The organism is uncultured Subdoligranulum sp., assembly GCF_963931595.1.
Taxonomy (GTDB): domain Bacteria; phylum Bacillota; class Clostridia; order Oscillospirales; family Ruminococcaceae; genus Gemmiger.
Window position 1 is genome coordinate 1,110,060 of sequence record NZ_OZ007030.1, and the last position, 23,388, is coordinate 1,133,447.

General features: G+C 55.2%; 21 protein-coding genes, 1 riboswitch and 1 other annotated feature. Of the genes, 11 read left to right on the forward strand and 10 right to left on the reverse strand.

Features of this window, described 5'->3' with window-relative positions:
• Nucleotides 1-15 precede the first annotated feature (15 nt).
• The 5 genes from recN (at nt 16) to ABGT73_RS05235 (ending at nt 6,603) form a co-directional block, all read left to right on the forward strand.
• The gene (recN, locus tag ABGT73_RS05215) at nt 16-1,683 is read left to right on the forward strand and encodes a DNA repair protein RecN (RefSeq protein ID WP_346668754.1); all 1,668 of its coding nucleotides are present in this window, start codon (nt 16-18) and stop codon (nt 1,681-1,683) included.
• A 48-nt stretch (nt 1,684-1,731) separates the two neighbouring features.
• Nucleotides 1,732-1,994: a binding site (T-box leader), on the forward strand.
• Between the two features lie 61 nt (nt 1,995-2,055).
• The gene (tyrS, locus tag ABGT73_RS05220; RefSeq protein WP_346668755.1) at nt 2,056-3,276 is read left to right on the forward strand and encodes a tyrosine--tRNA ligase; all 1,221 of its coding nucleotides are present in this window, start codon (nt 2,056-2,058) and stop codon (nt 3,274-3,276) included.
• A gap of 139 nt (nt 3,277-3,415) precedes the next feature.
• On the forward strand, nt 3,416-4,816 hold the full coding sequence (radA, locus tag ABGT73_RS05225; protein ID WP_346668756.1) for a DNA repair protein RadA: 1,401 nt from the start codon (nt 3,416-3,418) through the stop codon (nt 4,814-4,816).
• 9 nt (nt 4,817-4,825) lie between these two features.
• Nucleotides 4,826-5,677, forward strand: a complete 852-nt coding sequence (locus ABGT73_RS05230; RefSeq protein WP_346668757.1) for an enhanced serine sensitivity protein SseB C-terminal domain-containing protein — start codon at nt 4,826-4,828, stop codon at nt 5,675-5,677.
• Nucleotides 5,674-6,603, forward strand: a complete 930-nt coding sequence (locus ABGT73_RS05235; protein WP_346668758.1) for a haloacid dehalogenase-like hydrolase — start codon at nt 5,674-5,676, stop codon at nt 6,601-6,603. Before ABGT73_RS05230 ends, ABGT73_RS05235 begins: the two co-directional genes overlap by 4 nt.
• 130 nt (nt 6,604-6,733) lie before the next feature.
• On the opposite strand, the gene ABGT73_RS05240 is transcribed toward ABGT73_RS05235, so the two are convergent.
• The 3 genes from ABGT73_RS05240 to ABGT73_RS05250 all read right to left on the reverse strand — a co-directional run bounded on the left by ABGT73_RS05240 (nt 6,734) and on the right by ABGT73_RS05250 (nt 11,398).
• Complete coding sequence (locus ABGT73_RS05240) at nt 6,734-8,383, reverse strand: ABC transporter permease subunit (RefSeq protein WP_346668759.1); 1,650 nt, start codon at nt 8,381-8,383, stop codon at nt 6,734-6,736.
• A 17-nt stretch (nt 8,384-8,400) separates the two neighbouring features.
• Nucleotides 8,401-9,909 carry a sugar ABC transporter ATP-binding protein gene (locus ABGT73_RS05245; protein ID WP_346668760.1) on the reverse strand — a complete coding sequence of 503 codons (1,509 nt, stop codon included), beginning with the start codon at nt 9,907-9,909 and terminating at the stop codon, nt 8,401-8,403.
• Nucleotides 9,910-10,087: 178 nt separating this feature from the next.
• Nucleotides 10,088-11,398, reverse strand: a complete 1,311-nt coding sequence (locus ABGT73_RS05250) for a substrate-binding domain-containing protein (RefSeq protein ID WP_346668761.1) — start codon at nt 11,396-11,398, stop codon at nt 10,088-10,090.
• A gap of 689 nt (nt 11,399-12,087) precedes the next feature.
• On the opposite strand from ABGT73_RS05250, the gene ABGT73_RS05255 reads away from it, so the two are divergent.
• Nucleotides 12,088-13,206 (forward strand): tyrosine recombinase XerC, encoded by a 1,119-nt coding sequence (locus ABGT73_RS05255; RefSeq protein ID WP_346668762.1) that lies wholly within the window; start codon nt 12,088-12,090, stop codon nt 13,204-13,206.
• On the opposite strand, the gene ABGT73_RS05260 is transcribed toward ABGT73_RS05255, so the two are convergent.
• The 5 genes from ABGT73_RS05260 to queA form a co-directional block, all read right to left on the reverse strand.
• A complete protein-coding gene (locus ABGT73_RS05260) occupies nt 13,096-13,767 on the reverse strand; it encodes a hypothetical protein (protein ID WP_346668763.1) in 672 nt (223 codons plus the stop codon). The genes ABGT73_RS05255 and ABGT73_RS05260 overlap by 111 nt on opposite strands.
• Complete coding sequence (locus ABGT73_RS05265) at nt 13,767-14,216, reverse strand: TIGR04086 family membrane protein (RefSeq protein ID WP_346668764.1); 450 nt, start codon at nt 14,214-14,216, stop codon at nt 13,767-13,769. Before ABGT73_RS05265 ends, ABGT73_RS05260 begins: the two co-directional genes overlap by 1 nt.
• 57 nt (nt 14,217-14,273) lie before the next feature.
• Complete coding sequence (gene yajC / locus ABGT73_RS05270) at nt 14,274-14,615, reverse strand: preprotein translocase subunit YajC (protein ID WP_346668765.1); 342 nt, start codon at nt 14,613-14,615, stop codon at nt 14,274-14,276.
• An 85-nt stretch (nt 14,616-14,700) separates the two neighbouring features.
• A complete protein-coding gene (tgt, locus tag ABGT73_RS05275) occupies nt 14,701-15,834 on the reverse strand; it encodes a tRNA guanosine(34) transglycosylase Tgt (protein ID WP_346668766.1) in 1,134 nt (377 codons plus the stop codon).
• 130 nt (nt 15,835-15,964) lie between these two features.
• A complete protein-coding gene (queA, locus tag ABGT73_RS05280; protein ID WP_346668767.1) occupies nt 15,965-16,993 on the reverse strand; it encodes a tRNA preQ1(34) S-adenosylmethionine ribosyltransferase-isomerase QueA in 1,029 nt (342 codons plus the stop codon).
• Between the two features lie 52 nt (nt 16,994-17,045).
• A riboswitch (Lysine riboswitch) is annotated at nt 17,046-17,219 on the forward strand.
• A gap of 134 nt (nt 17,220-17,353) precedes the next feature.
• On the opposite strand from queA, the gene asd reads away from it, so the two are divergent.
• The 5 genes from asd (at nt 17,354) to ABGT73_RS05305 (ending at nt 21,878) form a co-directional block, all read left to right on the forward strand.
• On the forward strand, nt 17,354-18,430 hold the full coding sequence (gene asd / locus ABGT73_RS05285) for an aspartate-semialdehyde dehydrogenase (RefSeq protein WP_346668768.1): 1,077 nt from the start codon (nt 17,354-17,356) through the stop codon (nt 18,428-18,430).
• Nucleotides 18,431-18,445: 15 nt separating this feature from the next.
• Complete coding sequence (gene dapA, locus ABGT73_RS05290; RefSeq protein ID WP_346668769.1) at nt 18,446-19,336, forward strand: 4-hydroxy-tetrahydrodipicolinate synthase; 891 nt, start codon at nt 18,446-18,448, stop codon at nt 19,334-19,336.
• A 62-nt stretch (nt 19,337-19,398) separates the two neighbouring features.
• Complete coding sequence (gene dapB, locus ABGT73_RS05295; RefSeq protein ID WP_346668770.1) at nt 19,399-20,166, forward strand: 4-hydroxy-tetrahydrodipicolinate reductase; 768 nt, start codon at nt 19,399-19,401, stop codon at nt 20,164-20,166.
• Complete coding sequence (locus ABGT73_RS05300) at nt 20,157-21,395, forward strand: CapA family protein (protein ID WP_346668771.1); 1,239 nt, start codon at nt 20,157-20,159, stop codon at nt 21,393-21,395. The genes dapB and ABGT73_RS05300 overlap by 10 nt, the downstream gene beginning before the upstream one ends.
• Before the next feature lie 24 nt (nt 21,396-21,419).
• A complete protein-coding gene (locus tag ABGT73_RS05305; protein ID WP_346668772.1) occupies nt 21,420-21,878 on the forward strand; it encodes an ACT domain-containing protein in 459 nt (152 codons plus the stop codon).
• Between the two features lie 63 nt (nt 21,879-21,941).
• Here ABGT73_RS05305 and ABGT73_RS05310 read toward each other — a convergent pair whose 3' ends face one another.
• Together ABGT73_RS05310 and ABGT73_RS05315 are read right to left on the reverse strand one after the other, a co-directional pair.
• Complete coding sequence (locus ABGT73_RS05310; protein ID WP_346668773.1) at nt 21,942-22,943, reverse strand: CPBP family intramembrane glutamic endopeptidase; 1,002 nt, start codon at nt 22,941-22,943, stop codon at nt 21,942-21,944.
• A complete protein-coding gene (locus ABGT73_RS05315; protein ID WP_346668774.1) occupies nt 22,918-23,388 on the reverse strand; it encodes a DUF6773 family protein in 471 nt (156 codons plus the stop codon). The genes ABGT73_RS05310 and ABGT73_RS05315 overlap by 26 nt, the downstream gene beginning before the upstream one ends.

Here is a 23,388-nt window from a genome sequence, read left to right on the forward strand (position 1 = left end):
GGGAGGGGCTGGCCCATGCTGGCAAACCTGAAAATAGAAAATGTGGCTGTCATTGAGAAGGCGGAAGTTGTATTTACTCCCGGACTCAATGTGCTGACGGGCGAGACCGGTGCCGGCAAATCCATTCTGATCGATTCCATCAATGCGATTTTAGGCAACCGTACATCCCGGGACTTGGTCCGCAGCGGTGCACAAAAGGCCTGCATCTGGGCGACTTTTGAATCCATCCCGCAGTCGGTGCAGCAGAAGCTGGAAAAAAGCGGCTACGAGGCATCGGAGGATCTGCTTTTATACCGTGAGATCAACGCAGAGGGAAAGGGTAGCTGCCGTATCAATGGGATGCCCGCAACGGCCAGCGTTGTACGGGATATTTCGGCAGGGCTCCTTGCAATCCACGGGCAGCATGACAGCCAGGGTCTGACGAATCCTGCCCTGCATCTGGGGCTTTTGGATCAGTACGCGCAGAACCGGGCACTTTTTACCCAATACTATCAGTGCTATCGGGAACTGGTGGCGGTGAAGCGGCAGCTGGATGCGTTGAATGCCAATGAGGCGGACAAACAGCGTCGCATGGATGCTTTGACCTCGGAGATTGATGCCATTGATGCCGCGGCGCTGCAGCCCGGGGAAGAAAAGACGCTGCAGGAACGCAAAAACGTCATTACCCATGCCCAGTCCATTTTGCAGGGCATCACCGTGGCCCATCTGGCACTGGCCGGAGATGAGGACGGGGAACAGCCGGGCGCTGCAGACCTGCTGGGCGGCGCGGTGGACGGCGTGCAGAATGCGGCACGCCAGGATGAGACACTGATGCCGCTGGCGGAGCGCCTGCAGGAACTGTATTATACCGCACGGGAACTGGCAACGGATTTTGCCGACCGGCTGGATGCCTATGATTTTGATCCGGCGGAGCTGGATCAGATTGAAAGCCGTCTGGATACCATTTATCGGCTGAAGCAGAAATTCGGCATGGAAGTGGAGGAGATCCTTGCCCGCCGGGAACAGGATGAAAAAGAGCTGGAGGCCTTCCAGTCGTCGGGAGAAAAGATTGCAGAGCTGAAAGCACAGATGCAATCCCTGTATGGAAAAGCCAAGGAGGCGGCGGAAGCGCTGACGCAGAGCCGTCTGAAGGGCTTTACGGCGATGAACAAGGACATGAAGGCGGCGCTGGAATTCCTGAATATGCCGGGAATCCGGTTCGCACTGCGCCATACACGGGGACCGCTGGCTTCCCACGGACAGGATACGGTAGAATTTCTGATTTCCACCAACCCGGGCGAAGATCCGAAGCCGTTGGCCAAGATTGCGTCGGGCGGCGAGCTTTCCCGCATCATGCTGGCTTTCAAGAGCGCTTTGGCGGACCGGGACGCGCTGCCCACCGTGATCTACGATGAAATCGATACAGGCGTTTCCGGTCTGGCCGCAGGGCGGATCGGACAACTGCTTCACAAGACCGCACAGGGGCGGCAGGTTCTTTGCATTACCCATACACCACAGGTTGCCGCGTTTGCCGACAACCAGCTGCTGATTCAGAAAAATGTGCGGGAAAATCGCACCTACACAGAAATTCATACGCTGGATCTGGAAGGGCGTGTGCAGGTGCTGGCGCGGATGATCTCCGGGGACAAAGTGACGGATCTGAGCCTGGCCAATGCCCGGGAACTGATTGAAAAATCCCGATGACGGCAGGCTGCCTTGACTTTCCCGGGGTAGTGTGCTACAGTATACAAGTAAAATGCGATGAGGGAAACAAGTACCCGCTGCAGGTCTGTCCCAGAGAAGTTCCGGTTGGTGCAAGGAACCGACAGAAGGCGGCGCAGGGAATACCTTCCGGAGCAGCAGGCTGAACGCAGAAAATGGCAAGTAGGCTGTGCCGTGTGCGCACGTTACAGCGTTTGGGTGTCGTGGCTCCCTTTGGCCGCTGCACCCGCGAAGGCCCATGACCGTGAGGCGTGGGCAAAACAGAGGTGGTACCGCGAAATTTCGCCCTCTGCCAAATTTCCATTTGGCGGGGGCTTTTTCTATGCCCTTGCCGCAGTCAACAGGAGGATTTTTATGACGATTTATGACGAACTCAAAGCGCGCGGTCTGATTGCGCAGGTGACCGATGAGGAGGAAATCAAGGAACTCATCAACAACGGCAAGGCAACTTTCTATATTGGTTTTGACTGCACGGCAGACAGTCTCACCGCCGGACATTTCATGGCGCTGACGCTGATGAAGCGTCTGCAGATGGCCGGTAACCGTCCCATTGCCCTGATTGGCGGCGGCACGACGATGATCGGCGATCCTTCCGGACGCAGTGATATGCGCAAGATGCTGACGAAAGAAGACATCGCCCATAACGCGGAGTGCTTCAAGCGTCAGATGGAGCGGTTTGTGGAGTTCGGCGATGGAAAGGCCCTGATGCTCAACAATGCCGACTGGCTGCTCAACCTCAACTATGTGGAATTGCTGCGGGAAGTGGGCGCCTGCTTCAGCGTGAACAACATGCTCCGCGCAGAGTGCTACAAGCAGCGCATGGTCAACGGGCTCTCTTTCCTGGAATTCAACTACATGATCATGCAGAGCTACGACTTCTACTACATGTTCCAGCACTATGGCTGCAACATGCAGTTTGGCGGCGATGATCAGTGGAGCAACATGCTGGGCGGCACCGAACTGATCCGCCGCAAGCTGAACAAGGATGCCTATGCCATGACCATTACCCTGCTGACGGATTCCCAGGGCAAGAAGATGGGCAAGACGGCGGGCAACGCTGTCTGGCTGGATCCCAACAAGACCAGCCCCTTTGATTTCTATCAGTACTGGCGGAACGTGGGCGATGCCGATGTTCTCAAATGCATCCGTATGCTGACCTTCCTGCCGCTGGAGCAGATCGATGAAATGGATCACTGGCAGGGTGAACAGCTCAACCAGGCCAAGGAAATTCTTGCCTACGAGCTGACCAAGATGGTGCACGGTGAAGCCGAGGCCGAAAAGGCGCAACAGACGGCACGCGGCCTGTTCAGCGGTGCGGCCGACCAGGAAAACATGCCGAGCACGGTGCTGGACGCTGCTCTTGTCAAGGATGGGGCTGTCGGCCTGCTGGCGGCCATGGTGGCTGCCGGCCTTTGCGGCTCCAACCGGGAAGCCCGCCAGCTGGTGCAGCAGGGCGGTGTGCTCGTGGACGGCGAAAAGGCTACCGACCCCAAGATGACGTTAAGCGAAGAAGCGCTGCGCAACGGCGTCGTCATCAAGAAGGGTAAAAAGGTATATCATAAGGTAATGCTGTAACGAACCAAAGCGGGGTGCATCTGTGGTAGACACAGGTGCACCCTGTTTTGGTAAAAGATGCGGGCATCTCTGCGGATTCCCTTGCCCGGGGTAGGAAAATGGGATATAATAAGAGAAGTCTATAGTCGAGGAGGCTCTCATGCCCAAAGACAAACTGAAAACCATCTATGTCTGCACACAGTGCGGAGAGACCAGCCCGCGCTGGCTGGGACGATGCCCTTCCTGCGGTGCGTGGAATACCATGACCGAGGATGTGGTGGCGGAACCGGCCAAGGCGGCAACCTCCCGCGGAAATGCACCGGCGCGTGTCCCCGGGCAGACGACCCTGACACCGCAGAAACTGAAGAACATCAGCACCACCGAGGAAAAGAGCCGGATTGTTACCGGCATCAGCGAATTGGATCGGGTGCTGGGCGGCGGCATTGTGATCGGCAGCGTGATCCTCATCGGCGGCGAGCCGGGAATTGGCAAATCCACCATTTTGCTGCAGCTTTGCGGCGAAGTGAGCAAAACCAAAAACGTGCTGTATGTGACCGGTGAGGAATCGGTGCGGCAGATCAAGCTGCGAGCGGTTCGGCTGGATGTGCCCCAGGAAAACATTTCTCTGGTTGCAGAAAGTGATGTAGACGAGATCTGTGGTCTGATCGAATCCATGAAGCCGGACCTGGTCGTGATCGACTCGATCCAGACGATGCGCTGTACCGATATTGCGTCTTCGTCCGGAACGGTCAGCCAGGTGAAGGAGAGCACCGCACGATTTCTGAATGTGGCCAAAACGCTGGAGATCCCCACATTCATTGTTGGCCATGTCAATAAGGACGGTGCCATTGCCGGTCCCAAGGTCATGGAGCATATTGTGGACACGGTGCTCTATTTCGAGGGCGACAAAACATTGCCTTATCGGGTGCTGCGGGCGGTCAAAAACCGCTACGGTTCCACGAATGAGATCGGCATGTTTGATATGACAGGCCGCGGTCTGGCGCAGATTGAAAATCCTTCGCAGGTTATGCTGGAAGGCCGGCCGCTGGGAATCAGCGGAACCTGTGTCGCCTGTGTGATGGAGGGCACCCGACCGGTACTGAGCGAAATCCAGGCACTGGCCACCAAGACCAGTTTCCCCAGCCCGCGCAGGACGGCGAGCGGTTTTGACTACAACCGCATGTATCTGCTGCTGGCGGTTCTGGAAAAGCGTGCGGGATATTCCTTTGCCAACCAGGATGTGTATATCAACATCGTTGGTGGCCTGAAGCTGGATGAAACGGCCTGCGATCTGCCGGTATGCATGGCGATGGCCTCCAGTTTGCTGGATTTGCCCATCGGGGAGAAAACCTTTGCCGTAGGGGAAGTGGGCCTTGGCGGAGAGATCCGCAGTGTGCCGCACCTGGAAACCAGACTCCGGGAGGCCCGGCGTGTTGGCTTTGACACTGCCATTGTTCCGAAGCACAATCTGAAACTGATTGACCCGGCACAATTCCCCGGGCTCAAACTGGTTGGCGTATCCTATCTGCGTGAAGCCATCAATACGATCAAATTGAAATGAGGAAAGAACATGCCTGAACGTACTACAGAGCAAAAGGCGCCGGCCTTCAATCCGGAAATCAAAAAGGCCATTGAGGCGTTCAAAAATGAAAACAGCCCGCAGAACCTGAATGCCGTTCTCAATGAATTGGTAAAGTCACCGCTGCTGGCGCCGGCTATCTTTGACTTGCAGGGGGCTCCGGCTCCGAAACCCGGACCGGACGGCCGTGTACAGCTGCCCAAGAATACCAGGATCAGTCTGGTGATGTTGAACAGCAAGGAAGGAAAGCCCTATTATCTGGCTTTCAGCGACTGGGACGCGGTACATGAGTGGCAGAAGAAAACCACACAAAGCCGTCAGATCATCATGATCCGCTTTGATGATTTTGCCAATATGCTGCAAAAGAATCAGGAGGCATCGGGCCTGATCGTGAACCCGGGTGAGAATGGTCTGCGCCTGGAATCGCCGCTGATTCTTTCTGTCAAAAAGCAGAAAGACGCCATGGCCAAGGCCCGCGAGGCGGCTACCATTCATCCCGGTGACAAGGTGACGATCGTGGAACCCACTGTTTTGGCGGACGAACTGCTGAACCCGATCTGCGATGTGCTGGCACAGGCTCCCGGTGTGGGATCGGCTTATCTGCAGATCATGATCGTGAATGAAACCCGCAAATGTTATCTGCTGGTTCTGGACGGCCCCAAGGATGAGAAACTCTTTGCAACGGTGGCCCAGGCAGCGCGCCCCTATCTGACTGGCCGTACGCCGCGGATGGATCTGACAATCACCACCTCGGTCTCTCCGCTGGGGCAGCAGGGGATGCGGGGCAGCGAGCCGTTTTACCGCAAGGGCATTGGCCGGATCCAGGAGGAGGACGACGAATGAGCGTGAAGCGTCTGCTGGACTGCACGCCCGGGGAAGCATCCCGCTACGGAAAAGCGGAGCTTTTGCAGGCCATTGCCGGCAGCGAGGGGCGCATCCTGGCATGTGAGACCATTGGAATTACGCCGCCCCTTTTGGTGGATGTAACTAATGCGGAATACGCCGCCTCTTTGAGTGCCGATATCGTGCTGCTGAATATGTTTGATGTTCGGCAGCCTGTGATACAGGCGCTCCCGAAGGTTCCTGCCATGGAGACAGTCCGTGAGATCAAACGGCTGACCGGCCGTCTGGTGGGAATCAATTTGGAGCCTACCAACGACGAATTGGCGAAAGATAACGCAGGAACTCTGTGGGAGATGAAGGAAGGTCGCTTGGCGACTCCCGAGAATGCCAAGATTGCCGCCGACATGGGAGTGGATCTGATCGTTCTGACGGGAAATCCCGGCAACGGCGTCAGCAATGAAGCCATTGAAAAAGCACTCAGGGAAATTTCTGCTGCGGTCGGCGACCGCGTGATGCTGGCGGCAGGAAAAATGCATGCTTCCGGTGTCGCCGGAGAGGGCGGAGAACATATCATGACTGAGCAGGACGCGCAGGCCTTTCTGGATGCTGGCGCGGATATCATTCTTCTGCCGGCGCCCGGCACGGTGCCCGGAATCACCATGGAGTATGCGCACCGCCTGATTGAAGCGGTACATGCCCGCGGCAAGCTGGCGATGACGGCGATCGGCACTTCTCAGGAAGGTGCGGACGTGGCAACGATTCGTCAGATTGCGCTTATGTGTAAAATGGCGGGGGCGGATATCCACCATATTGGGGATACCGGTGTACCGGGGATGGCATTGCCCCAAAACATCCTGGCATATTCCATCGCCATCCGTGGAGAGCGTCATACCTACCACAGGATGGCACAGTCGATTAACAGATAAAACATGTAAAGACTGCCGCTCCGGTATTGTACCGGGACGACAGTCTTTTCGCGTTTATGTGAAATAAAAAAAGCCCTGCCGCAGGGCTGGAGCCATGCGGCAGGGAGAAGGGAAGAGAACGAGAGAAGAATTACTTCTTCTGGACGTACTTCAGGCAGTCGAGCATAACGGCAACCAGAATGATGATGCCGGAGAAGACGAACTGCAGGTTGGTATCAATACCGAGGGTGGTCAGGGAGTAGGTCAGCGCGGTGAAGATGAAGACACCGACCACAACGCCGGAAATCTTACCGATACCGCCGGTGAAGGATACGCCGCCAACGACACAGGCCGCGATGGCGTCCATTTCCCAGCCCTGTCCATAAGCGGCAGAACCGGAACCAACCATGCGGATGCATTCAAGCCAGGAGCCGAAGCCATACAGAATGCCGGCCAGAATAAAAGCGCCCACCGTAACACGGAAGACCGAAATGCCGGAGACGGCAGCGGCCTCGGGGTTGCCGCCGACAGCAAACAGGTTCTTGCCGAAGGTTGTCTTGTTCCAGATGAACCAGACGATGACGACCGCGGCAATGGCCCACAGAATGATGGTGGGGAAGCCTCCCAGCTTGGGAATGATCATGCCGGGAATGGTGGTCTCAATGGCACCGAAAGACACACCCTTGGTGGAATAGGTGACCAGACCGAAGATGACCAGCATGTTGGCCATGGTCGAGATAAAGGGGTGCATCTTGAACTTTGCCGTAAAGAAACCGGCAATCGTTGTGAAGATGGTGCACAGAACGATGCAGACAATCAAGGCCAGGAAAACGCGGACGAGAACCGGAAGGCCGGTGAAGTCAAAGATATGACCGAAGACGGAGCCGGTGTTGATGCCCTGATGCATGACAATCGTAGCGGCTGTCATGCCCATGCCCACCATACGGCCGATGGACAGGTCTGTGCCGGCCAGCAAAATCAGGCCGGCAACGCCGAGCGCCAGGAACATACGCGGCGAGGCCTGCTGCAGGATGTTCAGGATATTGTTGACCGTCAGCAGCTGGACATTCTTGACAATGGGGGTGATAATGCACAGGGCAATGAAGATGACAATGATAGCCAGGTACAGACCGTTCCGCAGCAGGAAGTCACGGCGATTGAAGGTGTACTTGTAGTTTTCCCAGCGCTGGGCCATGGACTCGGCGAAGGTAAACTTGGACATGCGGAGCATATCGATCAGGTGGTATTTGTGATCGAATGCTGCATGCTGACGGTCCTTCACAGCCTGCAGATCCTTGTCACGCTGCATTTTGGCGTCAAACAGCCGGTTCTTGTGGACGTATTTTTCGTCCTTGATCTCCTGATGGTCGGTCAGCTTTGCCACGGTGGCCTGATGCTCTTTTTCGAGTTTGGCAACGGCTGCCTGGTATTTCTGATGTGCAGCAGCTTTCTCCTCCTTGCAGCTGGCGACCACGTACTGATAATATTCCGCGTCGTAATGCGCCTTCAGGTAGGCTTCCGCATCAGCGATCAGTTTGGATATCTGGTCTTTGTTTTTTGCCTCTACCGCCTTGGCGGCATCCAGCTCGGCTTTCATCTTGCTTTCGCGCTGGGCCTTCTCCTCAGGCGTATAGATGCGGTCGCGTTTGAGGTTATCCAGGTTGTTCGTAAGGTTGACGACCTTATCGGTGCCATCTGCACGAAGATCGTTGATTTGCGCCTGAATCTTGCCGACGTATTCATCGATCGGCTTGCGGAGTTCGGCTTCCCGCTCCGCAGTAAGAATTGATGTGTTTGCCATTTGTTTTTATCCCCCACTCACAGGTATTTCGCACTCAGCCGCAGGAGTTCTTCCTGGTTGGTGTCCTTGGTGTTGACGATACCGGAAAGATGACCATTGGACATGACACCGATGCGGTTGGTGATGCCAAGAATCTCCGGCATCTCAGAGGAGACAACGATGATTGTCTTGCCTTGTTTGGCCATCTGGATGATCAGTTCATAGATCTCATACTTGGCGCCGACATCGATGCCGCGTGTGGGCTCATCCATCATGAAAACCTGCGGCTCGCGCTCAAGCCATTTGCCGAAGATAACCTTCTGCTGGTTGCCGCCGGACAGGCTGGAGATCATGTCATCCGGTCCCATGCACTTGGTGTGCATGATCTTGATTTCCTTGTTGGTTGCCTTGACCATCTTGGGGTTGGAAAGAGCAACACCGGACTTGTACTGATTCAGGTTGGCGATCGTTGTGTTGAAGGTCAGGTCGCACTTCAGGAACAAGCCGTTGGCCTTGCGTTCCTCTGTAATCAGGGCGAATCCATGTTCGATGGCTTCATGCGCGTTGCTGAAGTTCATCAGTCGGTTCCGGAAATACACTCGACCGGCTGCGCGGGTGCGGACACCGAAAATGGTTTCCAGCAATTCGGTACGGCCGGCACCCACCAGACCGTACAGACCGAAGATTTCGCCTTCCCGCACGTCAAAGGTGATGTCCTGAAGATGCGGGGCGTACTTGGTGGACAGGTGCTGGATGGAGAGAATTGTGTCTCCGGGGGTGTTGTCCACAGGAGGAAAGCGGCTCTCCAGAGAACGGCCGACCATGGCGGAAATCAATTCGTTCATGTCGGTATCTTTGGTGCTCTTGGTCATGACGAGGTTGCCGTCGCGAAGCACAGAAACTTCATCGCAGATCTCGAAGATCTCATCCATCTTGTGGGAAATGTAAATCAACGCAATGCCTTGAGCTTTGAGCATGCGCATCATTTCAAACAATTTTTCGACTTCCTGAACCGTCAGGGAAGAAGTGGGTTCATCCAAGACGATTACCTGCGCGTCGTAGGAAATTGCCTTGGCAATTTCACACATCTGCCGCTGCGAAACCGACATGTTACGCATCGGCTGGGTCAGGTTGACGGTCATGCCGAGTTTGCGGAACAAATCGGCTGCCTTACGCTTCATTTGTCCTTCGTCAACTACGCCCAAGGAGTTGACCGGATAACGGCCCAGGAACAGGTTGTCGATCACACTGCGCTCCAGGCACTGGTTCAACTCTTGGTGGACCATGGCGATACCGTTTTCGAGGGCGTCTTTCGGGCCGGAAAAGCTGATTTCCTTGCCGTTCAGGAAAATTTTGCCTTCGTCTTTCTGGTAGGTGCCAAAAAGGCATTTCATCATTGTGGACTTGCCGGCACCGTTTTCGCCCATAAGCCCCATGACAGTACCGCGTTTTACGTCCAGATTGATATGGTCAAGCACTCGGTTGCGGCCGAATGACTTGCACATACCGCGAATTGACAAGACGATATCATCTTTCGCTTCTGCCATTCTCGTTACTCCCGTTTTGCAAATTAACAGTCCGGACCCGAAAGAGGGGAGACTGCCTGTTCTCATAAAAAAGCGCTATTAGGGAGAGTAGCTTCTCCCAAATGGAGAAATTCCTTCTCCCTAATAGCGGCTGTGTCAATTAGTGCTTAAGAATGAATCCTCAGGGATTGTACAAGGATCACTGGCTGAGCAGAGCCGTGTAGGAAGCCGCGTTATCGGTCTTCACCATATTGATGGCGAAAGCGTCATACTGGCTGGGGTTGCTCAGGCGGTTGGTGATGTTGGCCTCGGTCTGGCCGTCGCCGCCGATGTACTCAACATTCAGGTTCAGCAGGTCGTCATAGTTCTGCAGCAGAGGCTGATAGGTAGCGCTCAGGAAGTTGTCGGCAGCATTGTAGATGTCGAGCCATACGCTCTTGGTGGGATGCGCGGTCGCGTCGAGCTGGGTGGAAACGGGCGCATAAACCTTGGTGGAATCGGTGAAGTCCTGATAATTCTCGGAAGTGACAGCAACATTCAGCGCGTAGTAGGAACGCTCATCGGCGTTGTACACGTACACATCGTCGCTCAGGACGTTACCAACGTCATCGGGAGTGCCGATACCGGTATCGATATCAACACCATCCAGCGCGTTGCGGATCACGCGGAGGGTCAGATAGGCCTGAACGTCAGCGTGCTGGCTGATGGTTCCGCCGTAACCTTCTGCGATGGCGGCAACGGCGTCAGCGTTGGCGTCATAACCGAAGGTGGGAACTTTGTTCGCCTTGGACCAGGCGTTGAACATGGACATGCCCATGCCGTCGTTGTTGGAGACCACCACATCGATGGCGTCGCCGAACGTGGCAGACCAGGTGCCGATAGCGTTGCCGGCAGTGGCGGCATCCCAAGTGGCACCGGCGGAGTTCTTCATTTCCTGGGAGGCCAGCTCACGGATGACATACGTCTTGCCGTTGACCTCGATGGAACCATCCTGAACGACGGTAGCAGAGCCATCGGTATTGGTGCCGACGGGCTCACTGTTGATTGCGCCATCAGCCTCAACGCCGGTGCCCAGAGCGGCGCGGACACCGCGGGTACGGGCGATGGAGTCATTGTGGCCGATATCGCCGATGGCCAGGACGTAACCGATAATGCCGTCACCATTGCGGTCGATGGTGTCAATGTTCTTCTCGATGTAATCCTTGACCATCTGGCCCTGCAGTTCGGCACCCTGGTTGGCATCGAAACCAACATAATAGGTGTTGTCGTTGAAGCTAAGAGCCGCCATATCCAATTCGCCGGTGGAGCTGTTGGAAGGCTGACGGTTGAACCATACCAGGGGCTTGTCCTTGTTGGCAACCGTGCCCGCATCCGCAGTAGAGGTTTCGGATGCGGCCTCGGAAGTGCCGGCAGAGGTACTATCGGTTGCAGTGGAACTGGTAGAGCCACCGCAGGCGGCCAGGCTCAATGCCATTGCAGCCGCCATGCTCAATGCAAGTGCTTTTCTCATAGTTTTTCTCCTTTTGCTTGAATTGCGGGCTTTTCGAACGGACCCGCCTGACACTATTTAGGGAAAATTTTACCGAATGATGTGTGAAAATATTATCCAAAAAGATCAAGCTGCAAAAAAATATATCCGATAATATGTGCAGCTTGCACAATATAAGTGTCAAAATGGTACAAAGATGGAGCAAACTGCTTCTTGCAGACAAGACAAAGTGGGCGATTTTTTCAATCGAGACAAATGCGGTGATGGGCTTGCAACGTGAGCACTACAGTTACCTTGAAACAATGAAGAAATCGCGCTCAAAAAGGTCTGACAAAAGCAACGGCACGCCGAAAGCTGTAGAAGCACACGGAAAAAACATGGCCAAACTGCGGGAGGGTGGGCTTAAAAGCGAAATACCGCATTTCGCTAAATGTAAATTTAGCGAAATATAGGGAGGGGTGAAGGGCCTTTGTGGAAAGACCAGAAAAGACTGTGGAAAACTAAGGGCGGCGGTTGATAATGCACGCTGCATGAATTCTCACGAGTATTCAAAATTATTACGGAGCGTATATGCGCTTTATGCTTGCAATCTTTATAAAACCGTGAAATTGACGTGCAATAAGGCGCTATGATACAATACAATATAATGAAAGCCGTTTTCCAACCCCGGATCTATGGGGTTGGAAAACGGCCCTCTGAGGAGTTTGCACATGAGCAGCTATATTGATGTTGCGCATCCGGGACGTCATGCGCCCTATCTGGATATCCCGGATGATGTAATTGAATATCTACACTATCTGGATTTTGTGAAATTGCGTTCGCCCCGGACAGTCAACGGGTATTATCTCGATTTGCGGGGCTTTTTTCGCTATATGATGGTACAATGGGGACGCGCAGACGCCACAGCCAAGCCGGATACGATTGACCTGACGCAGATTAGTTCCAGAGATATCGCTTCCATTGGAAAGCGCGACATTTTTGGCTATCTGGATTGCGCCAGGAGCGCCAGCAACGGGCCCAAGGCGCGTGCGCGAAAGCTCAGCGCCTTAAAGGGATTCTTTGGGTATATGTGTACGCAGGTGAACAAAATCACGCAGGATCCGACGGAAAACGTGAGCCTGGGGGCACCCAAGAAAACGCTCCCCAAATATCTGACGGAATCAGAAAGTATCGAATTGTTAAATAATATACAAAGTGATTTCTATGAGCGGGATTTCTGCATCATCACGTTGTTCCTGAACTGTGGTATGCGGTTGGCAGAATTGATCGGCATCAATCTGGGCGATTTTCGTGATGAAACGATCCGTATCACCGGAAAAGGCGGTAAAGAGCGGCTGGTCTATCTGAACGATGCCTGCCGGCAGGCGCTGGACCATTATATCAAGGCGCGCGGTGCCTTATCCAACCTCGTGGACAAGGACGCTCTTTTCGTGTCCAAGCGAACCGGCAAACGGCTGACTGCTCGGCGGGTGGAACAGATCGTGGCGCGGTGCCTGCAAAGTGCAGGACTGAGCGGACGAGGCTTTTCACCGCATAAACTACGCCATACTGCTGCTACGCTCATGTATCAGGGCGGCGTGGATATGCTGGCACTCAAAGAAATCCTGGGCCACGAGAATGTGTCCACCACACAAATCTATACCCACATCAATCAGCAACAGCTGCGGGATGCAGTGCAGGCCTCTCCCCTCGCCCGCCGGCAATTCGTTGAGCCAAAATCACGCGGTGGTGAGCCGGACGATGCCGGAAACGAATCCACTGCAGAGAAGGCTGAAAAGACCGGAAATGAGCAGAGCGACGCCACAGCGCACAAGGAAGCGTCTTCTTGATGCTTCCAGCTGGCCGCGCGGCGCACCGCGTCCGAATACACTTTGGAACAGATGATGACTGAGTTGGACGGCATAGCCGCTGAGCCACAAATAAAGAAAAAGCATCAAAAGGTTGGGCAGACAGACGCAGAACCAATACAGCACCAGTGCGGTGCCGCCGCCCAAAGTGAGCGTACTGACGGCGCAGAGGCCCAGAAAAGCGCCTTTGGCGAGAAAGAAAAGCACGAGAAATGCTGCCCCGAAAACAGAAAAGGCACAAAATGTAAGGAATAGCAGCTGCAGAAAAGCGGCTGCTATTTGGTTGAGGAAGGTATCCGACCAGACGGAAAAATGCAGTGGGTCTGTGTAATATTCAGCCAGTTGCGTGCCAATGGGACCGGCCCCGATCCTTCCATAGAGTACTCCCGGGAAATAACCGGCCAGAAAAGTCAGACCAAATGCAACAGGAAAGCCGGCGACGGAAATTCGTTTCGCAGGCCTGGGATGCGGACGAGTGGACGGTAAACAGATACCTCCCCTTTCCGTTTTTCCGGAAGAGGAACGATACGCGGGGGCGCGCATTATCGCACCGCCCGTGCCGCGGCAAAGGCGCCGCCGAACAACCCGCTCATCAGTACGACCACGCTTAACAGGAAACTGCCGTTTTGCAGGAAAGCATTTCCTTGCAGCAGATAGGCCGCGAGAAGCTGGCACATGGCATAGAAAAGACCACAGACCAACCCACAAAGAAGAAACCGCTGCCCCACTTTTTTGGCAAACAGCAAGCCGGAAAAAGCGACTCCCAGAGCCGCCGCTGCGCAGGCAAACGGACGCACCAGGGTGAGTGGAACAGGCGCATGAGCCAGCAGTAAAGAAAAAATGCACATCGCCAGCAAAATGACAGCTATTCCGCCCAGAAAAGAAAATACGGCGGCACCGAGCAGCCGGTCTGCGGGATGGCGGAAGGATTGATTGCGGTTCCGCACGCGGATATTCCTTCGGGTAGAAGCAGTATTTTTTTTATGAAACATAGAAAACGCCCCCTTGCACAGTAAACACTATGCAAGGGGGCGTCTGGGTATGTCGTCTTACTTTTTCGCAGGGGTGTTCTTGGAGTCGCCGGTCACATCCAGTTTCTCAACGGAAGAGATGGCAGAACGACGGAAGCGGATCTTGGTCCGATCGCTGCCGGTCTCGACAACCAGCGTATCGTCCTTCTCGCTGATAGCAAATACAATACCGACGATGCCACCGATCGTGGTGACCTTGTCGCCGATCTCAATGGAATTGCGCATGGCGGTATCTTTTTTGTCCTGACGCTTCTGCGGCACGTAGATAATCAGGAACATGAAAACGAGGATCAGGACCATCGGCAGAAGGGTGACGAGCATATCGCCGGTAGAGGCTTGCTGAGACAAAAACTGGATCATAACGGGTACTCTCCTTAAAAGTAACGTATTTCTTCTATTATATCGAATTTACAGGCACAGCGCAAGGGTTTGTACAAAATTCTGCTCAGATACGGGTATCCAGGCGGTGAACGTAGGTATCATGGAATTGCTGGAAGGTACCGTTGTCCAGCGCTTCCCGGATGCGTTCCATCAGATGGTTATAGAAATACAGATTGTGCATGACAGCCAGGCGCATTCCCAGCATCTCGTCAGCCTTTTGCAGATGACGGATATAGGCACGGGAGAAATTGCGGCATACAGGGCAGTCGCAATGGGGATCGATGGGCGATTCATCGCGCTCGTATTTGAGATTCTTGATATTGATGATACCATCCCAGGTGAACAGATGACCGTGCCGCGCGTTGCGGCTGGGCATGACGCAGTCGAACAGGTCGACGCCGCGGTAGACGCCCTCGATGATGTTTCCGGGGGTGCCCACCCCCATCAGATACCGGATCTTGTCCTTGGGGGCATACGGCTCCACGGCGGAAATGATATCGTACATGACTTCGGCGGGCTCCCCTACGGCCAGGCCGCCGATGGCATAACCGTCCAGATCATACTCGGCAATCTGCTTCATGTGCTCGATGCGCAGATCGGCAAAAGTGCAGCCCTGATTGATGCCGAACAGCAGCTGATCCGGATTGACGGCTTTTCCCTCATGCTTGAGGCGAGCCATCTCAGCCTTGCAGCGCAGCAGCCAGCGGGCTGTGCGGGCACAACTGTTTTTGGCGTACTCATAGGTGGCGGGGTTCTCGACACATTCGTCAAAAGCCATGGCGATGGTGGAACCCAGGTTGGCCTGAATCTGCATACTCTGTTCCGGTCCCATGAAGATGCGATGGCCGTCCAGGTGGGAATTGAAGGTGACCCCCTCTTCGGTGATCTGGCGCAGTTTGGCCAGGCTGAAAACCTGGAATCCGCCGCTGTCGGTGAGGATGGGACCATCCCAGCGGGTGAATTTGTGCAGGCCGCCCAGATCCGCTAACACCTGATCGCCGGGGCGAAGGTGAAGATGGTAGGTGTTGCAGAGCATGACCTGCGCACGGATGTCCTTCAGGTCCAGCGCCGAGAGACCGCCCTTGATGGCGGCGGCGGTGGCAACGTTTTGAAATGCGGGGGTCTGTACGGTGCCGTGCACGGTGACGAATTCACCGCGGCGCGCGGCACCTTCCTGTTTGATGAGGCGGTAAGGCATGAATCATTCTCTCCGTATCCAAAATAGTCAGTTCCAAAAAAGCGGCGGTGCAAGGGGCAAACCCCGCACCGCCTTTTCTTGCCATATTATAGAGGAAGTGAGCCGGGAAGTCAACACCCGGACGTGGGTTTTACAGGATCAGCATGGCGTCGCCGAAGCTGAAAAAGCGATATTTCTGTTCGACGGCCACCTTATAAGCTGCCATGGTCTTCTCATAGCCGTAAAAAGCCGAGATCAGCATGATCAGGGTGCTTTCCGGTAGGTGGAAGTTGGTAATCATGCCGTCGATGGCATGCAGGTCGATTCCGGGATAAATGAAAATATCAGTGTTGCCACTGCAGGGAACGATTTTCCCGTATTTGGCCCAGACGGCTTCCAGCGTGCGGCAGCTGGTAGTGCCCACAGCGATAACGCGATGGCCCGCAGCGCGGGTGGCATTGATGGCATTGGCCGTCTCCTCGCTGACAGAGTACCACTCACTGTGCATCTGATGGTCTTCGATTTCATCCTCGTTGACCGGACGGAAGGTGCCCAGACCGACGTGCAGCGTTACTTCCGCAATGTTGACGCCATGGGCACGTACAGTATCCAGCAGCTCCGGCGTGAAATGCAGACCGGCTGTGGGGGCAGCGGCACTGCCCAGCTCCTTGGCGTACACCGTCTGGTACTGGCTTTGGTCTTCCAGCTGCTTGGTGATGTAGGGCGGCAGAGGCATTTTGCCGAATTCGTCCAGCTTTTCGTACAGCGTTTCGGTGTCGTAGGTGAACGTCACGAATTTGTTGCCGTCCGGCATTGTCTCATCCACCACGGCGGTCAGAGAACCATCGCCAAAGGTGACATGGGTACCTTTCTGCATGCGCTTGCCGGGCCGGGCCAGGCATTCCCAGGTGTCCCCTTTCACCTGGCGGAGCAGCAAAAGCTCGCAGACGGCGCCAGTGGGAACCTTGGTGCCCAGAAGACGGGCGGGCAGTACCTTGGAGTTGTTCACGACCAGCAGATCGCCTTTGTCCAGATACTTGGGCAGATCGTGGAAAATGGCATGTTCAATTGTATCGTTCTTGCGGTTCAGAACCATCAGACGGGCAGCGTCGCGGGGATTGGCCGGCTCCTGGGCAATCAGCTCTTTGGGCAGGTCATACCAAAAATCTTTTTTCAGCATTGGTTTTCTTCCTTTTTACGTTGACAATCAAGAGGGAGCATACTATAATAAACAAAAACACAGAGGCGCGAAGTTCATCAGTACCCTGTTCCGCAAGCTCCGCCAGAGCATGGAACGGCGAAAGGGTTCTTCGCCGAAGGCGGTACGCGGCACGTATCGACCTGGGCTCGTTTCCGAACAGGAGCGGGACTGTCACATCCATCGGATGTGTTGCGCTGTGTATATGCAATATGATATTATATTGCATTTTGTGCCGGTTTTCAAGCCGGTTTTTTTGTTATCTGTGCAAATTATTCACGATGGTGAATGTTGCTGCATAGAAATAGGATGGGTATACGCGAAAGGAAGGTCCTGGTTACTATGAAACAGTACAATGTGGGCGTCATCGGCGCCACCGGCATGGTCGGTCAGCGGTTTGTGACGCTGCTGGAAAATCACCCCTGGTTCCATCTGAAAGCGGTTGCGGCCAGCGCGCGCAGTGCCGGCAAAACCTACGAGGAGGCGGTGGGCGGCCGCTGGCTGATGCAGACGCCGATGCCGGAAAATGCCAAGAAGCTGGTGGTCCTGGATGCTTCCCATGTGGAGGAAGTGGCTTCTCAGGTGGATTTCGTATTCTGCGCGGTCAACATGAAAAAAGAGGAGATTAAAGCGCTGGAGGAAGCCTACGCAAAGGCGGAGTGCCCGGTGGTTTCCAACAACAGCGCTCATCGCTTCACCCCGGATGTCCCGATGGTGGTGCCCGAGATTAACGCGGAGCACATTGAGATCATTCCGGCACAGCGCAAGCGTCTGGGCACCAAGCGCGGCTTTATCGCGGTCAAGTCCAACTGCAGCCTGCAGAGCTACGTCCCTGCACTGCATCCGCTGCGCGGCTACGGCATCACCGACGTGCTGGTCTGCACCTACCAGGCGATCTCCGGTGCCGGCAAGACGTTTGAAACCTTCCCCGACATTCTGGACAATGTGATCCCCTACATCGGCGGCGAGGAAGAGAAGAGCGAACAGGAACCCCTGAAGCTGTGGGGCAAGATCGAGGGAGACCGTATTGTCTCCGCAGACTCTCCCCGCTTTACGGCTCAGTGCCTGCGTGTGCCGGTGTCTGACGGCCACATGGGCGCCGTGTTTGTGCGGTTTGCCAACAAGCCCACCCAGGAAGAGATCCTGAAGGCCTGGAAGGAGTTCCACGGCCCGGCACAGGACCTCCACCTTCCCAGTGCACCCAAACAGTTCCTGCATTATTTTGAGGAAAACGATCGTCCCCAGCCCAAGCTGGACCGCATGCTGGAAAACGGCATGGCCATCAGCATCGGTCGTCTGCGCCCGGACAATCAGTACGATTACAAGTTTGTCTGCCTTTCCCACAATACGCTGCGCGGCGCGGCCGGCGGCGGCGTGCTGCTGGCCGAACTGCTGGCGGCGAAGGGCTACTTTGATTGATAAGGAGCGAATTCCATGAAAAAGCCCGTTTTTACCGGGGCCGCCGTGGCCATCATTACGCCCATGCATGCCGACGGCAGCGTAAACTATGAAGAACTGGGCCAGGTGATCGAAGATCAGATCGCCCACCACACCGATGCCATCGTGATTTGCGGTACCACCGGTGAATCTCCGGCTCTGGATCACGAAGAGCACACCGAGTGTATCCGTTATACCGTCAAAAAGGTGGCGGGGCGTGTCCCCGTCATTGCCGGCACGGGCTCCAACGATACCCGGTATGCCATTCAGCTCTCCCAACAGGCTGAAAAGGATGGTGCGGATGCGCTGCTGCTGGTTACGCCGTATTACAACAAGACCAGCCAGGCAGGTCTTCTGGCCCATTATACGGCCATCGCCCAGGCGGTGGATCTGCCCTGCATTCTGTATAATGTCCCCAGCCGCACCGGTTGCAATCTGCTGCCTTCCACGCTGGCGGAACTGGCCAAACTGCCCAACATCAATGCTGTGAAAGAGGCAAGCGGCAACATTTCCCAGGTGGCCGAAGTGGCGGAGCTGTGCGGGGAAAACCTCAACATCTATTCCGGCAACGATGACCAGATTGTCCCGCTGCTGGCACTCGGCGGCAAGGGCGTTATCAGTGTGTTGTCCAATGTGGCACCGCAGTATACCCACGATCTGTGCGCCAAATGGCTGGCCGGGGATACGGCTGGCAGTCTGGCCATGCAGCTCAAGGCTTTGCCGCTGTGCAAAGCGCTTTTCGCCGATGTGAACCCGATCCCCGTCAAGTGGGCCATGAACCGTCTTGGCTGGCAGGCAGGCCCCTGCCGCCTGCCGCTGGTGGAGCCCTCGGCCGCTGTGCAGGAACGTCTGGAAACGGCTATGCGGGACTTCGGATTGCTGAAATAATGGCAGCCGGTCCGCAGCAGAACCTGCGGGCCGGTTTTGTTTGGAAGAAAGGATGAGAATCTATGACGGACATTGTAATCCAGGGCATTTACGGCCGCATGGGCAGGACGCTGGTCGAAAAAATTGCCGCCCGTACAGATTGCCGTGTGGTGGCGGGTATTGACCGCCAAGCCGGCATGGTGGGTGATATTCCTGTATATACCGACTTTTCCCAACTGCCCTGCCAGGGCGTGATCATTGATTTCTCCTCGCCTGCCGGTGCTGTTGCTGCAGCGCAATATGGTGCCGCCCACTCTGTGCCCTGTGTCATTTGTTCCACGGGCCTTTCCAAGGAGGATGAGGCGGCCCTGGAAGCAGCCAGCGCCAGGACGCCCATTTTCCGCAGTGCCAATATGTCGTTGGGCGTCAACGTGCTGATTGAACTGGCGCGCCAGGCAACGCAGGTACTGGGCGGAGAGTTTGACATCGAAATCGTGGAGAAGCACCACCACAACAAGCTGGACGCTCCCAGCGGGACCGCCTTGATGATTGCGGATGCCATCAATGCTGAAGCGGGCGGAAAATACGAGTATGTGTTTGACCGTTCGCAGGTGCGCAGGAAACGGGATGCCAAAGAACTGGGCATCAGTTCGGTCCGTGGCGGCGGCATCGTGGGTGAGCATGAAGTTCTTTTCTGCGGCCCGGACGAGGTGCTGACGCTGCAGCACAGTGCGGGAAGCCGGGGCGTGTTTGCCGATGGCGCCATCCAGGCGGCGCTGTATCTGGCGGGCCGGAAACCCGGGTATTATACCATGACGGATCTTTTGCGCGGTAAACTGCCATGCGTTTGAGAAGCAATGAAATCGCTGCCTGTGTCGTCATTGCGTTGGGCGTGGGCGCCGTCCTGCTGGGTTCCCTGTTTCAGCAGCCGCTGCAATCCACGGTAACGGCTTTTGCGGCCACGGTACTGCCGGCTCCGACAGCGAGCCCGGCACCTACTCCCGAGCCGACGCCTGAACCCACCCCGGAGCCAACGCCCACTGTGGAGACGGTGCGCTTTTCCGCCACAGGCGACGATCTGATTCACGACGGCATTTTTCTGCAGGCCAAAGCGCGCGGGCAGGATGGCCATTATGATTTCAGCGAAGCCTATGAGCCGATGCGGGATTTCTATACCCAGTTTGATGTGAACTGGCTCAACCAGGAAACGCTGGTCAATGATGCTTTTGAGCCGAGCGGCTATCCCCTGTTCTCCACGCCGGGTGATATTACCGATGCGCTGTATGATATCGGGTTCCGCGTATTCAGCATGTCCAACAACCACAGCTATGACAAGGGCGCTGAAGGGATTGCGGCTTCGCTGGAGCATTGGGCATCCCTGCCCGATGATGTGGCCTATATGGGCTTTTATAATCTGGACACGTACGACGACTATGTGTACCAGACCGTCAATGGCATCACGTTCGGGTATCTCTCCTACACGGAGTACACCAATGGACTGCCCACCCCCAGTGAATCCAACTACGGGGTCGTCTATCTGGATGACCGGGAAACGATCGCTAAGCAGATCGCGGACATGCGTCCCAAGTGTGATGTGCTGGTGGTAAGCTGCCACTGGGGTGTCGAAGGCAGCCACGAAATGACGGACTTTCAGACAGAAACGGCCCAGTGGCTCGCAGACCAGGGCGTAGACCTGATTATTGGCACCCACCCGCATGTGACCCAGAATGCCCAGTGGCTGACGGGAGCCAATGGAAACCAGACCTTTGTGGCATACAGTCTGGGAAACTTTATCAATGCGCAGTCCCAGCCGGATAACATGGTCGGTGCAATCCTCGATATTACATTCCAGAAAACTACCCAGCCGGATGGTTCCGTCAGTATCGAGATGCTGAATCCGAAACTGCACGGCGTGGTCACTCAGTATGAGGACGGATATCAGAATATCCGCGTTTATCCCTACAGCGATTATACCGATGAACTGGGAGCGTCCCATGGCTTGTTTACACTGACCCGGGCGCAGATCGAAGAAACGCTGCGCAGTTCCATTGATGAACAGTTCCTTGCTTTGGACGAATAAAGAAAAGAAAGGGTGTATCTAGTTATGTATGGCGTCAGCAAGATCAGCAGTGAGCAGAATATCCTGCTCACAACTTTCCCGGGCGCGCAGTACAGCGCACAAAGCCTTGCAGAGCATTTGGATGTCTTTGCAAAAGCCGGTATTGTGGTGGATATGATCTGTCAGAGTGCACCGCGCGGTACGGCGGTGGATTTCAGCTTCACCACCAGCTACGATAACTTTGCAGCGGTGATGAAGGCATTGCCCGCTGCCGCCAAACAGCACCCGCCGCTGGTATCGGGCGGTTACAGCAAGATCAATCTGTTTGGAGAGGAAATGGTCACCAGCTGCGGTGTGGCGGCCCGTGCACTTTCGGCACTGGCCGGCGCCGGAATTGAGATTGTTCTGATCACCACCAGCGATCTGGACATCTCGCTGCTGATCCGTCAGCAGGACGAGGATGCCGCCCTGGAAGCACTGCGCAAAGCATTCGAAATATCCTGAAATATGAAGAAGGTCCCTTTACCCGAGTGTGGTAAAGGGACCTTCTTGTTTGGAAACTATGAATCAGGCAACAGGCTTTTTCCGGAATGTTTTGCTGGCAAGAAACGGTAGAAAAACGATGCTGTACAACACGGCGGTAAGAGCAATCCCGGACCAGGAATACACCTGGTTGCTGATCTCAGCGGATCCGTACCACACAAGGATCATATTGTTGTTGAGGTAATGGAGAAGGACGGGAACCCAGATATTGCGGTCGCAGAGTTCATAGGCAAAGGTAAAGAAAATGCCCGCCGTAATGCATGTGACAATTTGTATAATAAGGCTTTGCAGAGAGGTCTGGGGACTATAGAAAAAGAGGTTCAGGGGCAGATGCCACAATCCCCACAGAACGCCCAGCAGCAGTACACCGCGCCTTTTGCCAAAGCGTTCCTGGAGCACAGGCGTCAGATAGTACCGCCAGCCGTATTCTTCCCCCAGGAACGGCAAGAAGGACAGGAAAAAGTTTGGGATCAGGAGAAGAGCGTACATCCAGGGAACAAAGCTTGCCCAGTAAGCAAGATAGTCATTCCAGGCTGTGGCACCTTCCAGAGCCACGGCAACAAAGACAATGACGGTTTTGAGCAACAGAAACAAAGCACAGACGCCCAGGGCAAACCGGCCCTTTCCGCGCCACCGCAGTCCGTAGGCGGCGCGCCTCTCTTTTTTGTCGGACAGAAGAAGAATCCAGGCCAGAAGGGCGCCTCCCACCATGACAATATTGATGAAGAGAAGCCACAGTGTATCGGAAGGATACAAAACCGACAAAAGGCTCGCTCCCACACAGAGAACGGTGGCCAAAAGATGCAGTACAAAGAAACGCACGGGCAGTTCCCGGCGCTTTGCCACAAGGTAAGCCACCATGACTCCCGCTGCGGGGTACATCATCTGGGCATTGGCAAAGCAGCTGGTGTTAAGGCCTGCACGCTGGGCGATGGCCAGCGGAATACCCATCAAATAGGGTACCCCAAAGGCGACGAGAAGAAAAACGGTCAGTTCTTTCTTATTGGTCTGCGTCGGAACCTTCATGGTCATCCTCCTCGGTGTGCTCAAGCTGTGCATGGCGTTTTTTGTATACGGCGGTAATGGCCTGCAAAACAGTCAGGCAGAGAATGAACGTAAATGCTCCCGCAAACAGTGCGCCCGGCCAGTAGCCGCGCTGTGCGAGGCTCAAAAGAAAAACGGCTGCGCCGGCAACAAGGGATCCCAAAAGGTTGGCACCAAGAGTCGCCCGGAAATGTCGATCCCAGATGCCGTTGCGCAGGCATTCCACCAATGAGTACAGGCAGGCGATCATAAATACGATCCATTCGCCGGCCAGTTCTTTGGCAGTGGCCCCCAAAATTCTCTGAACCAGCATGGCAATCAAAAGGCTCCACCACATAAGCCAGAAACTGCGGCTCTCCACCTTGAGGAGCTTCTGCTCCTGCATTTCGTCCAGCAAGTTCTTTTTGGAAAAGATGTTCAGTTTCAT